This is a genomic window from Fontimonas sp. SYSU GA230001 (genome assembly GCF_040066175.1).
Taxonomy (GTDB): Bacteria; Pseudomonadota; Gammaproteobacteria; order Nevskiales; family Nevskiaceae; genus Solimonas.
Genome location: NZ_JBEAAM010000006.1, coordinates 84,022 through 98,914, shown reverse-complemented (window position 1 = coordinate 98,914; position 14,893 = coordinate 84,022). Strand labels below are relative to the sequence as shown.

At 64.4% G+C, this 14,893-nt stretch carries 9 protein-coding genes and 4 tRNA genes; all 13 read left to right on the top strand.

What is annotated here, in order from left to right:
- Window positions 1–171: 171 nt before the first annotated feature.
- The 13 genes from AAG565_RS03895 to rpoC all read left to right on the top strand — a co-directional run bounded on the left by AAG565_RS03895 (window position 172) and on the right by rpoC (window position 14,137).
- Window positions 172–257, top strand: a tRNA-Tyr gene (locus AAG565_RS03895).
- Between the two features lie 217 nt (window positions 258–474).
- Window positions 475–548: transfer RNA gene (locus AAG565_RS03890), tRNA-Gly, on the top strand.
- Between the two features lie 75 nt (window positions 549–623).
- Window positions 624–699, top strand: a tRNA-Thr gene (locus AAG565_RS03885).
- A 93-nt stretch (window positions 700–792) separates the two neighbouring features.
- Window positions 793–1,986, top strand: coding sequence for an elongation factor Tu (gene tuf / locus AAG565_RS03880; protein ID WP_348818227.1), 1,194 nt, complete (start codon window positions 793–795; stop codon window positions 1,984–1,986).
- Window positions 1,987–2,064: 78 nt separating this feature from the next.
- A tRNA-Trp gene (locus tag AAG565_RS03875) sits at window positions 2,065–2,140 on the top strand.
- 136 nt (window positions 2,141–2,276) lie between these two features.
- Window positions 2,277–2,576: a preprotein translocase subunit SecE gene (secE, locus tag AAG565_RS03870; RefSeq protein WP_348818238.1), complete on the top strand. Its 300-nt coding sequence runs from the start codon at window positions 2,277–2,279 to the stop codon at window positions 2,574–2,576.
- 4 nt (window positions 2,577–2,580) lie between these two features.
- Window positions 2,581–3,114 carry a transcription termination/antitermination protein NusG gene (gene nusG, locus AAG565_RS03865; protein ID WP_348818237.1) on the top strand — a complete coding sequence of 178 codons (534 nt, stop codon included), beginning with the start codon at window positions 2,581–2,583 and terminating at the stop codon, window positions 3,112–3,114.
- Between the two features lie 81 nt (window positions 3,115–3,195).
- Entirely contained in the window at window positions 3,196–3,624 is a 429-nt protein-coding gene (gene rplK, locus AAG565_RS03860; protein WP_348818236.1) for a 50S ribosomal protein L11, read from the top strand.
- 3 nt (window positions 3,625–3,627) lie between these two features.
- A complete protein-coding gene (gene rplA, locus AAG565_RS03855; RefSeq protein ID WP_348818235.1) occupies window positions 3,628–4,323 on the top strand; it encodes a 50S ribosomal protein L1 in 696 nt (231 codons plus the stop codon).
- A gap of 218 nt (window positions 4,324–4,541) precedes the next feature.
- On the top strand, window positions 4,542–5,066 hold the full coding sequence (gene rplJ / locus AAG565_RS03850; RefSeq protein ID WP_348818234.1) for a 50S ribosomal protein L10: 525 nt from the start codon (window positions 4,542–4,544) through the stop codon (window positions 5,064–5,066).
- 59 nt (window positions 5,067–5,125) lie between these two features.
- Window positions 5,126–5,503, top strand: coding sequence for a 50S ribosomal protein L7/L12 (gene rplL / locus AAG565_RS03845; RefSeq protein ID WP_348818233.1), 378 nt, complete (start codon window positions 5,126–5,128; stop codon window positions 5,501–5,503).
- A 174-nt stretch (window positions 5,504–5,677) separates the two neighbouring features.
- Complete coding sequence (gene rpoB, locus AAG565_RS03840; protein WP_348818232.1) at window positions 5,678–9,826, top strand: DNA-directed RNA polymerase subunit beta; 4,149 nt, start codon at window positions 5,678–5,680, stop codon at window positions 9,824–9,826.
- A gap of 33 nt (window positions 9,827–9,859) precedes the next feature.
- Window positions 9,860–14,137 (top strand): DNA-directed RNA polymerase subunit beta', encoded by a 4,278-nt coding sequence (rpoC, locus tag AAG565_RS03835; RefSeq protein WP_348818231.1) that lies wholly within the window; start codon window positions 9,860–9,862, stop codon window positions 14,135–14,137.
- Window positions 14,138–14,893 lie beyond the last annotated feature (756 nt).

Here is a 14,893-nt window from a genome sequence, read left to right as displayed (position 1 = left end):
TCATCCTCCGATGATCCCGCCGCCCCGCCGGCCTTTCAGGCTCACTTCACGTTGGAATCACGCACCCCCTTCAGGCTCATGTGTCATTGGAAGAGGCTATTCCTTGACGGAGCGGGGTGTCGCGCGGACAATACGCGGCCCTTTCGGGGCCTCGTGCCCTGTCGGGACGGCGGAGGGGTACTCAAGCGGCCAACGAGGGCAGACTGTAAATCTGCTGGCTAACGCCTACGTAGGTTCGAATCCTACCCCCTCCACCAGTTGGCGATGTTTGGTAGAGAGTGCAGGGTTGCATCCTGAACGGAGCGACGCTGGCGGCGCGGCAGGATTCGAGCCTACGTCAATCATTGACCGGTTCGACGACTCCGCGCAGCGGGGTCGATCATCGGCGCGTAGCGGCGATGACCCGGAGGGCGAGCGGCGAGAGCCGCGAGTGATCCTACCCCCTCCACCAGTTGGCGAAGTAGAGCGCGTGAAGCGGGTGTAGCTCAATGGTAGAGCAGAAGCCTTCCAAGCTTACGACGAGGGTTCGATTCCCTTCACCCGCTCCAGTGGACGCCGCGAGGCGTCATCCCCGCGGAAGCGGGATCCAGTTTCAGATGTGCAGCGGTAGCGGTAAACGATAAGCCCACCTAGCTCAGTCGGTAGAGCACACCCTTGGTAAGGGTGAGGTCGCTGGTTCGATTCCAGTGGTGGGCACCAGATTTCGCGGCGTGGACACCGGCGGGGGCCGGTTTCCACGCATGGGTTTTTTCTTGGTCATAAAGTGGTCCACTGACAATCGGAGCCTGAGACATGTCGAAGGAAAAGTTTGAACGCAAGAAGCCGCACGTGAACGTGGGGACGATCGGGCACGTGGACCATGGCAAGACGACGACGACTGCGGCACTGACGAAGGTGTCTGCGGACAAGTTTGGTGGGACGTACGTGCCGTACGACCAGGTGGCGAAGGCGTCGGAGTCGCAGGGTCGTCGTGACGCGACGAAGATTCTGACGATTGCGACCTCGCACGTGGAGTACGAGACGGCGAACCGTCACTACGCGCACGTGGACTGCCCTGGGCACGCGGACTACGTGAAGAACATGATCACGGGGGCTGCGCAGATGGACGGCGCGATTCTGGTGGTGTCGGCGGTGGACGGTCCGATGCCGCAGACGCGCGAGCACGTGCTGCTGGCCAAGCAGGTGAACGTGCCCAAGATCGTGGTGTGGCTGAACAAGTGCGATCTGGTGGAAGACGCCGAGCTGCTGGACCTGGTCGAGATGGAAGTTCGCGACCTGCTGAACAAGTACGGTTTCGACGGTGACAACACGCCGGTGATCCGTGGTTCGGCGACCAAGGCGATCGCGGGCGATCCGGCGTGGGTGGCGAAGCTGGAAGAGCTGTACGCTGCGCTGGACACGTGGATTCCGGAGCCGCAGCGCGAGATCGACAAGCCGTTCCTGCTGCCGATCGAGGACGTGTTCTCGATTTCGGGCCGCGGCACGGTGGTGACGGGTCGTATCGAGCGTGGTCTGATCAAGGTGGGCGAGGAAGTCGAGATTGTCGGCATCCGTCCGACGCAGAAGACGACGATCACGGGCGTGGAGATGTTCCGCAAGCTGCTGGACCAGGGGCAGGCGGGCGACAACGTGGGGCTTCTGCTGCGCGGCACGAAGAAGGAAGACGTGGAGCGCGGGCAGGTGGTGTGCAAGCCTGGCTCGATCAACCCGCACTCGAAGTTCGAGGGCGAGGTGTACGTTCTGACGAAGGAAGAGGGCGGACGTCACACGCCGTTCTTCAAGGGCTACCGTCCGCAGTTTTACTTCCGCACGACGGACGTGACGGGGTCCGTGGAGATCAAGCAGGAGATGGTGATGCCTGGTGACAACGTGCAGATGACGGTGGAGCTGATCAGCCCGATCGCGATGGAAGAGGGCGTGCGCTTCGCGATCCGCGAGGGCGGCCGCACCGTCGGCGCCGGCGTCGTCACCAAGATCCTCGCGTAACGGCGGGCCTTTTTTGACTTGTGGGCGCGGATTCCATAGAATCCGCGCCCCTTTTTGGCTTTCCGCGGTACACACGCTAGGGCGGTAGCTCAACTGGTAGAGCGGCGGTCTCCAAAACCGCAGGTTGGGGGTTCGAAACCCTCCCGCCCTGCCACGCGTGCGAGCTTCCCCTTTGCGGGCCGCGGTGCCGGAACGAGTGCATGGACGTCCAAACCGCTGAACCAAAAGCCGCTTCTCCGCATCGGGATACGGCTCTGCTGAGCGTTGCCGCCGCTGCCCTGATCGGCGGCATGTTCGCCTTCTATTACTTCGAAGGCCAGTTCAACGCACTGCTGCGCACCCTGATGCTGCTCGCTGCCGCTGGCGTCGCAGTCGCGCTGGCCTACCAGACCGTGCTCGGCAAGACCATCTGGGGCTATGTCGTCGGCTCGCGGGTCGAGCTGCGCAAGATCACCTGGCCGACACGCCAGGAGAGCCTGCAGGCGACGTTGATGATCGCCGTGGTCGTGCTGGTCATGGCGCTGCTGCTGTGGGGGCTCGATTCGCTGCTGCTCTGGGGTGTCGAAACCCTGACCGGCCGGGGAGCCTGAACCGATGGCCATGCGTTGGTACGTCGTGCACGCCTATTCTCAGTACGAGAACAGCGTGATGAAGGCCCTCAAGGAGCGCATCGCGCGCGCCGGTCTGCAGGACCAATTCGGCGAGATCCTGGTGCCGACCGAGGAGGTCGTCGAGATCAAGGACGGCGTCAAGCGCAAGACCGAGCGCAAGTTCTTCCCGGGCTACGTACTGGTCCAGATGGAAATGAACGAGGACACCTGGCACCTGGTCAAGGCCACGCCCAAGGTCATGGGCTTCATCGGCGGCACCGCCGACAAGCCGGCGCCGATCTCCGACAAGGAGGCCGAGAAGATCCTCAACCGCGTCACCGAATCGGTCGAGAAGCCGCGTCCGAAGACGCTGTTCGAGCCGGGCGAGGCGGTGCGCGTCAAGGAAGGTCCGTTCGCCGACTTCAACGGCGTCGTCGAGGAAGTCAATTACGACAAGAACCGCCTGCGCGTCGCGGTCCTGATCTTCGGCCGGTCCACGCCGGTCGAACTCGAGTTCTCTCAGGTCGAAAAGTCCTGAAAGCGGTGATTGCGGCCGGACGGCCGCAATCGTGATTCCGGGGAGCCTGCAACAGGCGTTCGCACCCACCTAGGAGTAGTCATGGCAAAGAAAGTCACGGCCTACATCAAGCTGCAGATCCCTGCAGGCAAGGCCAATCCGGCACCGCCGGTCGGTCCGGCGCTCGGTCAGGCCGGCGTCAACATCATGGCGTTCTGCAAGGAGTTCAATGCAGCGACGCAGAAGCTGGAGCCGGGCCTGCCGACTCCGGTCGTGATCACGGTCTATTCGGACAAGAGCTTCACCTTCATCACGAAGACGCCGCCGGCGACGACGCTGATCAAGAAGGCGATCGGCCTGGAGTCCGGTTCGCCGACGCCGCATACCAAGAAGGTCGGCAAGATCAGCAAGAAGCAGATCGAAGAGATCGCCAAGATCAAGATGCCGGATCTCAATGCCGGCAGCATGGAGGCGGCGTGCCGCCTGATCGCCGGTTCCGCCCGCAGCATGGGCGTGGATGTCGTGGAGTAAGCCATGGCGAAGATCACGAAGCGTCAAAAGGCCGTTGCCGGCAAGGTCGTGCAGGGCAAGAACTATCCCCTCGACGAGGCCATCAAGCTCGTCAAGGAATGCGCCACCGCGAAGTTCAAGGAGTCGGTGGACATCTCGGTCAATCTGGGCGTCGATGCCAAGAAGTCCGACCAGAACGTGCGCGGCTCGACCGTGCTGCCGCACGGCTCGGGCAAGAGCGTGCGCGTCGCCGTGTTCGCGCAGGGCGCCAAGGCCGAGGAAGCCAAGGCGGCCGGTGCCGACGCGGTCGGCATGGATGACCTCGCCGCCGCGATGAAGGGTGGCGATCTGAGCTACCAGGTGGTGATCGCCGAGCCGGCCGCGATGCGTGTCGTCGGCGGTCTGGGTCAGGTCCTCGGCCCGCGCGGCCTGATGCCGAACCCGAAGACCGGCACGGTGACCCCGAACGTCGCCGAAGCGGTGAAGAACGCCAAGGCCGGTATGGCCAAGTTCCGCACCGACAAGGCCGGCATCCTGCACTGCTCGATCGGCGCCGCGGCGTTCGACGCCGACAAGATCAAGGAAAACCTGATCGCGGTCATGCGCGACGTGCGCAAGGCCAAGCCGGCGACGTCCAAGGGCGTGTTCATCAAGAAGCTGACCCTGTCGAGCACGATGGGGCCCGGCGTGCGCGTGGACGTCGGTACGCTGCCGGAGTGATTCAAGGACGGGGTCGCAAGACCCCGTTTGAAAGTGATTCGAAGTGTGTGGCGTCAGCCGCACGTCGAAGACCGTATGTGGGATGGAAGGGCTGCACGCGTCCGGACATTAAAGGCCGCGAGGCCGCATACGCAGACGGTGTGCTCAACGCACCGTAAAGGCGGGTCGGAGCCGCGAGGTGCCGGCCCATTTATGGAAAGAAGCAACTAGGAGTTCTGATGGCTCTCAGGCTGGAAGACAAGAAGGCCCTGGTTGCGGAAGTCAACGAAGTCGCCAAGCGCGCGCTCTCGGCCGTTGCGGTCGAGTATCGCGGCCTGTCGGCCGGCAAGTTCGACGAACTGCGCAGCAAGGCGCGCCAGAGCGGCGTGTACCTGCACGTGGTCAAGAACACGCTGGCCCGGCGGGCCGTGGAAGGCACCGAGTTCGAGTGCCTCAAGCCCGCGCTGGTCGGCCCGCTCGTACTGGGGTTCTCGCTCGAGGATCCGGGTTCGGTCGGCCGCCTGTTCAAGGACTTCGTCAAGGCGAACGAAGTGATGGTCGTCAAGGCCGTCGCGGTCGGCGGCACCCTCTACGGTGCCAAGGATCTCGACCGTCTGGCGACCCTGCCGACCAAGGAGCAGGCGATCGCCATGCTCATGGGCACGATGAAGGCCCCGGTCGGCAAGTTCGTTCGTACCTTGGCCGAGCCCACCGCCAAGTTCGTCCGCACGGTCAAGGCCGTGGCCGACAAACAGGGCGCGTGAACGCGTTGACTGACGTTACCAAAATTACGCTTTACACACTTTATTGGAGTTTTTGAAACATGGCTACGAAGGAAGAGATTCTTGACGCGATCGCGAAGATGTCCGTGATGGACGTCGTCGAGCTGGTCAAGATGATGGAAGACAAGTTCGGCGTCACCGCCGCGGCGCCGATGGCCGTCGCCGCCGCCGGTCCGGCCGCTGCTGCCGCCCCGGTCGAGGAGAAGACCGAGTTCACGGTGGTCCTGGCTGCGATCGACGCGGCCAAGAAGGTCGGCATCATCAAGGTCGTGCGCGAGCTGACCGGCCTGGGCCTGAAGGAAGCCAAGGATCTGGTCGAGGGCGCGCCGCAGACCGTCAAGGAAGGCGTCGACAAGAAGACCGCCGACGACATGAAGAAGAAGCTGGAAGAAGCCGGCGCGAAGGTCGAGCTGAAGTAAGTTGTCGGCTTTTTGCCAAGTCAGAGGTATTCCTGGCCGGGGGCGCGGTGCCCCCGGTCGGGTTTTCCGTTTTCGCGGGTCGAGAATGGGGAATCGGGAATTCTAGAAGCGCCGGCTTTGACGATTCCCGATTCCCGATTCCCGATTCCCAAGCTGTAAACCGAGGTTGAACTCATGGCCTACTCGTTCACCGAGAAGAAGCGCATCCGCAAGGACTTCAGCAAGCTGAAGGAAACGCTGGAGATCCCTTATCTGCTTTCGACGCAGATCGATTCGTATCTGCAGTTCCTGCAGGCCGACCTCCAGCCGTCCAAGCGCCGCGACGTCGGTTTGCAGGCGTCGTTCAAGTCGGTGTTCCCGATGGAGGCCTACAACGGCTCCGCGCGCCTGGAATTCGTCAAGTACCGGTTCGACGAGCCGCCGTTCGACGAAAAGGAATGCCGCGTGCGTGGCATGACCTACGCCGCGCCGCTGAAGGTCACCGTGCGCCTGGTGATCTTCGACCGCGAGTCGAAGGAGAAGCGTGTCAAGGACGTGCGCGAGCAGGAGGTTTATCTCGGCGAAGTGCCGCTGATGACCGATCACGGCACCTTCATCATCAACGGCACCGAGCGCGTCGTCGTCTCGCAGCTGCATCGCTCGCCGGGCGTGTTCTTCGACCACGACAAGGGCAAGACCCACAGCTCGGGCAAGCTGCTGTTCTCCGCGCGCATCATCCCGTATCGCGGCTCCTGGCTGGACTTCGAGTTCGATCCGAAGGACAACCTGTTCGCGCGCATCGACCGTCGCCGCAAGCTGCCGGTGACGATCGTGCTGCGCGCGCTGGGCTACAGCAACGAACAGATGCTGGCGCTGTTCCACGAGCAGAACACGTTCCGCCTCGAGGACGAGGGCGCCAGCCTGGAGCTGATTCCCGAGCGCCTCAAGGGTGAGAAGGCGCAGTTCGACATCACCGACGGCAAGAAGGTCCTGGTCGAGCAGGGCAAGCTGATCACGGCCCGTCACATCAAGCTGATCGCCGACGCCGGTCTCAAGCGCCTGCACGTCCCGGACGCCTATCTCGAAGGCAAGATCATCGCGCGCGATCTGGTCAGCAAGGACGGCGAGATCATCGCCGCGGCCAATGCCGAGATCACGGCCAATCTGCTGGCGAAGATCCGTGAAGCCGGCATCAAGGAGGTGCAGACCCTGTACGTCAACGACGTGGACAAGGGGCCGTACATCTCCACCACCCTGAACATCGATCCGACCAAGACCAAGCTCGAAGCGCTGGTCGAGATCTACCGCATGATGCGCCCCGGCGAGCCGCCGACGAAGGATGCCGCCGAGACGCTGTTCCACGGCATGTTCTTCTCGCCGGAGAAGTACGACCTGTCCGCGGTCGGCCGCATGAAGTTCAACCGCCGCCTGCGCCGCGACGGCGTCGAAGGGCCCGGCGTGATCTACGACGGCGAGCTGTTCTCGAAGTTCACCGACGATTTCTCCAAGGGCCTGTTTGCCAAGTTCGGCAAGGAGCACTCGGACATCATCGACGTGATCCGCGAGATCATCGCGATCCGCAACGGCGAACAGCAGACCGACGACATCGACCATCTCGGCAACCGGCGCATCCGCGCGGTCGGCGAGATGACCGAGAACGTGTTCCGCACCGGCCTGGTGCGCGTCGAGCGCGCCGTGCGCGAGCGCCTGGCGCTGGCCGAGGCCGAGAACCTGACGCCGCAGGATCTGATCAATGCCAAGCCGGTCAGCGCGGCGATCAAGGAGTTCTTCGGGTCCTCGCAGCTGTCGCAGTTCATGGACCAGAACAACCCGCTGTCGGAAGTGACGCACAAGCGCCGCGTCTCGGCCCTCGGACCGGGTGGCCTGACGCGCGAGCGTGCGGGCTTCGAAGTCCGCGACGTGCATCCGACGCATTACGGTCGCGTCTGCCCGATCGAGACGCCGGAAGGCCCGAACATCGGTCTGATCAACTCGCTGGCCTGCTATGCGCGCACCAACGAGTACGGCTTCCTCGAAACCGCCTACCGCAAGGTCGTCGATGGCAAGGTCACCGACCAGGTCGAGTACCTGTCGGCGATCGAGGAAGGCCGCTACGTCATCGCGCAGGCCAACTCCGAGCTGGACGCCAAGGGCCACTTCAAGCAGGACCTGGTCTCGGTGCGCTTCCAGAACGAGTTCACGATGATGGCGCCCGACAAGGTCCAGTACATGGACGTGTCGCCGCGCCAGATCGTGTCGGTCGCATCCGCGCTGATCCCGTTCCTCGAGCACGATGACGCCAATCGCGCGCTGATGGGTTCGAACATGCAGCGCCAGGCGGTGCCGACGCTGCGCTCGGAGAAGCCGCTGGTCGGCACCGGCGTCGAGCGCCGTGTCGCGGTGGACTCCGGCAACGCCATCCAGGCCAAGCGCGGCGGCGTCGTCGAGAAGGTCGATGCGGCGCGCATCGTCGTGCGCGTCAACGACGACGAGACGCAGCCGGGCGAGGCCGGCGTGGACATCTACAACCTGGTCAAGTACGTCCGTTCCAACCAGAACACGTGCATCAACCAGAAGCCGATCGTCAAGCCGGGCGACCGCATCGCGCGCGGCGACGTCGTCGCCGACGGCCCGTCCACCGACCTCGGCGAACTCGCGCTCGGCCAGAACATGCTGATCGCGTTCATGCCGTGGAACGGCTACAACTTCGAGGACTCGATCCTGATCTCGGAGCGTGTCGTCGAGGAGGACCGCTTCACGACGATCCACATCGAGGAGCTGACCTGCGTCGCGCGTGAGACCAAGCTCGGACCGGAGGAAATCTCCGCGGACATCCCGAATGTCAACGAGGCCGCGCTGCGCAAGCTCGACGAATCCGGCATCGTCTATATCGGTGCCGAGGTCAAGGCCGGCGACCTGCTGTGCGGCAAGGTCACGCCCAAGGGCGAGACGCAGCTGACACCGGAAGAAAAACTGCTGCGTGCGATCTTTGGCGAGAAGGCGTCCGACGTGAAGGACACCTCGCTGCGCGTGCCGGCCGGCATGGACGGCACCGTCATCGACGTGCGCGTGTTCACCCGCGAGGGCGTGAAGAAGGACAAGCGTGCGCTGGCGATCGAGGAGGCAGAGCTCGCCGCGGTGCGCAAGGATCTCGCCGACCAGCAGCGCATCTTCGAGGACGACATCTACGACCGTCTGCGCAGGATCCTGCTCGGCAAGGTGGCCGACGGCGGTCCGAGCAAGCTCAAGAAGGGCGCCAAGGTCGATGCCGCGTACCTCGACTCGATCGAGCGCGACAAGTGGTTCGAGATCCGTCTCGCCGACGATGACGCGCAGAGCCAGCTCGAAGCCGCCAACAAGCAGCTCAAGGACATGCGCTCGGAGTTCGACAAGCGCTTCGAGGACAAGAAGCGCAAGATCCAGTCGGGCGACGAGCTGTCGCCGGGCGTGCTGAAGATGGTCAAGGTGTACCTGGCCGTGAAGCGCCGCATCCAGCCGGGCGACAAGATGGCCGGCCGTCACGGCAACAAGGGCGTCATCTCGATGATCGTCCCGGTCGAGGACATGCCGCACATGGACGATGGTACTCCGGTCGACATCGTGCTCAACCCGCTGGGCGTGCCTTCGCGCATGAACATCGGTCAGCTGCTCGAAGTACATCTGGGCTGGGCGGCCAAGGGCGTGGGCAAGAAGATCGACGAGATGCTGCAGCAGCAGCGCGCCGTCTCCGAGCTGCGCAAGTTCCTCGACCAGCTGTACAACAAGACCGGCAAGGGCCAGTCCAAGGTCGATCTCGCCTCGCTGACCGACGGGGAGATCGTCAATCTGGCGAAGAACCTGACCGGCGGCGTGCCGGTCTCCACGCCGGTGTTCGATGGCGCCGACGAGGACGAGATCAAGCAGCTGCTGGAGCTGGCCGGCCTGCCGCAGTCCGGCCAGGCGGTCCTCACCGACGGTCGCACCGGCGAGCCGTTCGCGCGTCCGGTGACGGTCGGCTACATGTACATGCTCAAGCTCAACCACCTCGTCGACGACAAGATGCACGCGCGTTCCACCGGCCCGTACTCGCTGGTGACGCAGCAGCCCCTGGGCGGCAAGGCGCAGTTCGGCGGCCAGCGCTTCGGCGAGATGGAAGTCTGGGCGCTGGAAGCCTACGGCGCGGCGTACACGCTGCAGGAAATGCTGACGGTGAAGTCCGACGACACCAACGGCCGCACGCGCATGTACAAGTCCATCGTCGATGGCGATCACCGCATGGTCGCGGGCATGCCCGAGTCGTTCAACGTGCTGGTCAAGGAAATCCGCTCGATCGGTCTGAACATCGAGCTGGAGCAGAACCAGTAAGGCGTCCGGGCACAAGGAATCTCAGGAGTCACCATGAAAGATCTGTTCAACCTGATCCGCAACCCGGAAGAGGCCGAGGACTTCGATGCCATCCGCATCGGCCTCGCCTCGCCGGAGACGATCCGCTCGTGGTCCTACGGCGAAGTCAAGAAGCCGGAGACGATCAACTACCGCACCTTCAAGCCGGAGCGCGACGGCCTGTTCTGCGCCAAGATCTTCGGGCCGATCAAGGACTACGAGTGCCTGTGCGGCAAGTACAAGCGCCTCAAGCACCGCGGCGTGGTCTGCGAGAAGTGCGGCGTCGAGGTCACGGTGGCCAAGGTGCGTCGCGAGCGCATGGGCCACATCGACCTGGCATCGCCGGTCGCACACATCTGGTTCCTGAAGTCGCTGCCCAGCCGTATCGGTCTGCTGCTCGACATGCCGCTGCGCGCGATCGAGCGCGTGCTGTATTTCGAAGCGCACATCGTCGTCGATCCGGGCCTGACGCCGCTGGAGCGCGGCCAGCTGATGACCGAGGAGGACTACCTCAACGCGGTCGAGCAATACGGTGACGACTTCGACGCGCGCATGGGCGCCGAGGCGGTCCACGACCTGCTGAAGAACATCGATCTGCAGAAGGAGGCCGCGAAGCTGCGCGAGGAGCTGGCCGGCACCAACTCGGAAACCAAGATCAAGAAGTACGCCAAGCGCCTCAAGCTGATCGAGTACTTCATCGCCTCCGGCAACCGTCCCGAGTGGATGATCATGACGGTGCTGCCGGTGCTGCCGCCGGATCTGCGTCCGCTCGTGCCGCTCGACGGCGGCCGCTTCGCGACCTCGGATCTGAACGATCTGTACCGTCGCGTGATCAACCGCAACAACCGTCTCAAGCGCCTGCTCGAGCTGACGGCGCCGGACATCATCGTGCGCAACGAGAAGCGCATGCTGCAGGAGTCGGTGGACGCGCTGATCGACAACGGCCGTCGCGGCCGTGCGATCACCGGCACCAACAAGCGCCCGCTCAAGTCGCTCGCCGACATGATCAAGGGCAAGCAGGGTCGCTTCCGCCAGAACCTGCTCGGCAAGCGCGTGGACTACTCGGGACGCTCCGTCATCGTCGTCGGTCCGACACTCAAGCTGCACCAGTGCGGTCTGCCGAAGAAGATGGCGCTGGAGCTGTTCAAGCCGTTCGTGTTCTCGCGCCTGCAGCGTCTGGGGATCGCCACGACGATCAAGGCGGCGAAGAAGATGGTCGAGCGCGAAGAGGCCGTGGTGTGGGACTCGCTCGAAGAGTGCATCAAGGAGCACCCGGTGCTGCTCAACCGCGCACCGACGTTGCACCGCCTCGGCATCCAGGCATTCGAGCCGGTGTTGATCGAGGGCAAGGCGATCCAGCTGCATCCGCTGGTCTGCACCGCGTTCAATGCCGACTTCGACGGCGACCAGATGGCCGTCCATGTGCCGCTGTCGCTCGAAGCGCAGCTCGAGGCGCGCGTGCTGATGATGTCCACCAACAACATCCTCTCACCGGCTTCGGGTGATCCGATCATCGTGCCGTCGCAGGACGTCGTCCTCGGTCTGTACTGGATGTCGCGCGAGCGCGTCGGTGCGCCGGGCGAGGGCATGGTGTTCGCGGACGTGGCCGAAGTGCACCGCGCCTACGAGAACCGCCAGGTCGATCTGCAGGCCAAGATCAAGGTCCGTCTCAAGGACTACAGCGAGGACGGCAAGGAGCTGTTCCGTCTAATCGAGACGACCACCGGCCGCGCCCTGCTGTCCGAGGTGCTGCCGGCTGGCGTGCCGTTCAGCGTCATCAACAAGACGCTGACCAAGAAGGAGATCAGCCGCGTCATCAACTACGTGTACCGTCGCTGCGGCACGAAGGACACGGTGATCTTTGCCGACCAGATGATGTACACCGGCTTCCGCATGTCCACCAAGGCGGGTATCTCGTTCTGCCTGGACGACATCATGATCCCCGAGGAAAAGGCCAGGATCCTCGAGGCGGCGGAGGCCAAGGTCAAGGAAGTTGACGACGAGTACAACCAGGGTCTGACCACCGGTGGCGAGCGCAAGAACCGCGTCATCGACATCTGGTCGCGTGCCAACGACGACGTCGCCAAGGCGATGATGGCCAAGATCGGCAAGGAGAAGGCGAAGACGCGCGACGGCAAGGAGGTCGAGCAGCCGTCGTTCAACTCCGTGTTCATGATGGCCGACTCCGGTGCGCGTGGCTCTCAGGCGCAGATCCGTCAGCTCGCCGGCATGCGCGGCCTGATGGCCAAGCCGGACGGCTCGATCATCGAGACGCCGATCACCGCGAACTTCCGCGAGGGTCTGAACGTCCTGCAGTACTTCATCTCGACGCACGGTGCGCGCAAGGGTCTGGCCGACACCGCGCTCAAGACCGCGAACTCGGGTTACCTGACGCGCCGCCTGGTCGATGTCGCCCAGGACATGGTCGTCACCGGCGAGGACTGCGGTACCGAGCAGGGCCTGCTGATGATGCCGATCGTCGAGGGCGGCGACGTGCTCGAAGCGCTGCGCGACCGCGTGCTCGGCCGCGTGACGCTGCGCGACGCGCACAAGCCGGGGACCGACGAGGTCGTGATCCCGGCCGGCACGATGATCGACGAGAAATGGGCCGACGTCCTCGAGAAGAACTCGATCGACGAGATCTGGGTGCGTTCGCCGATCACCTGCGAGCTGCCGTTCGGTGTCTGCGGCAAGTGCTACGGTCGTGACCTCGCGCGCGGTCATCTCGTCAACATCGGCGAGGCGGTCGGTGTCATCGCCGCGCAGTCGATCGGCGAACCCGGCACGCAGCTGACGATGCGTACCTTCCACGTCGGCGGTGCCGCGTCGCGTGCGGCTTCGGCCGATGGCGTCGATGCGCGGGCGGCTGGCACGGTGCGCGTGCACAACATCAAGACCGTCAAGAACGCCGAAGGCAATCTGGTCGCGGTGTCGCGTTCCGGCGAAATCGGCCTGATCGACGCCAACGGCCGCGAGCGCGAGCGTTACAAGATTCCCTACGGCGCGACCCTGCTGGTCAAGGATGGCGACGAGGTCAATGGCGGTCAGCGCCTGGCCAAGTGGGATCCGCACACCCATCCGATCGTCACCGAGCTGGGCGGCTTCGTGAAGTTCCAGGACTTCCAGGAAGGCCTGACCGTGACCCGCGAGACCGATCCGCTGACCGGTGTATCGACACTGGTCATCACCGACGCCAAGTCGCGCGGTTCGGCGGCCAAGGACCTCAAGCCGACCATCATGCTGGTCGATGCCAAGGGCAAGCAGCTGACGTTCGCCGGCACGGACATCCCGGCTGCGTACGCACTGCCGCCCAAGGCGATCATCACCGTCGAGGACGGCGACGAGGTCAAGGTCGGCGGCACGATCGCCCGTATCCCGCAGGAAGCGTCGAAGTCGCGCGACATCACTGGCGGTCTGCCGCGAGTCGCCGACCTCTTCGAGGCGCGCAAGCCCAAGGAACCGGCGGTGCTCGCCGAGACCACCGGCACCATCAAGTTCGGTACCGGCACCAAGGGCAAGCAACGCATCAAGATCGTCCAGGCCGACGGCAACGAGGCCGAGATCCTGGTGCCGAAGTGGGTGGAGATCCGCGTGTTCGAAGGCGAACACGTCGAGAAGGGCGAAATCATCTCCGACGGCGAGCCGAGTCCGCACGACATCCTGCGCCTGCAGGGCGTGGTCGCGCTGGCGAACTACCTCGTCAAGGAGATCCAGGACGTCTACCGCCTGCAGGGCGTGAAGATCAACGACAAGCACATCGAGACCATCGTGCGGCAGATGCTGCGCAAGGTCGAGATCACCGAGCCGGGCGACAGCAAGTTCCTGCAGGGTGAGCAGGTCGAGATCTTCCAGGTGCTCGCGGAGAACAAGCGTCTGGCGGCCAAGAACGAGCGCGGCGCACGCTTCGAGCGGCAGCTGCTGGGCATCACCAAGGCGAGCCTTTCGACCGAGTCGTTCATCTCGGCGGCGTCGTTCCAGGAGACCACGCGCGTGCTCACCGAAGCCTCGGTGCGCGGTTCGCGCGACGAACTGCGCGGCCTCAAGGAGAACGTCATCGTCGGCCGTCTGATCCCGGCGGGCACCGGCCTCGCCTACCACGAGCAGCGGCGCAAGTCGCGCGGCGGCAGCCTGCTGGCCGATCTGCAGGCCTCCGTGCTGAGCGGTACCGGCGGCAGCTTCGAAGCCAATGCCGGCGAGCGCCTGGCGGCGCGCGCTGCGGCGGTGGACACCGGCAGCGACGAGGGCGACGAGGGGGGCGCCGACGAGGCAGCGGAGGAGGGTGGCGAGGAGTAGAGCCTCGACACGTACTCTGTGGTGATTCGAAACCCCGGCTTCGGCCGGGGTTTTTTGTGGTCGCTCGGTTTGGATGGACGGGCGTTGGTTTCGCCCCTGCCGGGGCGAGTTACTTTTCTTTGCTTGTGCAAAGAAAAGTAACCCAAAGAAAGCACACCCCGAGTCGGCGCCCGCTGCGCGGGTGCCCGCACTGCGCGGCGTGCTCGGCAGGCGGACCGACGGCACATCCCGGTGCCGGCGGTCCTTGCGCGGCATTCATGCCGCGCACAGCCTGCGCGCGCCGCTCCGTTCGGCGCTTCCTAGGGGGGCGAAAACGCCCCTCACCCTAACCCACTCCCCGCACGCGGGGAGAGGGAGTTTTCTTGGGCGGCGTAGCCGCTGCTGTTGATGTTGGGTCCCCTTTTGCGAGCGCCGGCCGCTGTGTCGCGCGCAGGGGTTGAGCGGCCATGGATGGCCGCGAAAGCGCCGTCACGGCAGGACGCCGTGTCGGCGCGGCCCCGAGCACGTCACTGCGGCCGGGGACCGGCGCAGCCGGCGATCGCGACAGGGGTGTCCTTTCTTTTCGCCTCTTTTCTTTGGACAAGCAAAGAAAAGGGGCTCGCCCCGGCAGGGGCGCAATCAAGGCCAGCGAGAGCCAAGAATCGTGCAAGTGAGCAATGCGCCATTTCAAACCGTAGGCACTTGATTTTTGCCACGCAATCGCCGTTGACTCTGCCCCCGCCGGCCATTATGATGCGCGCCCTTTCCCGACGGCCC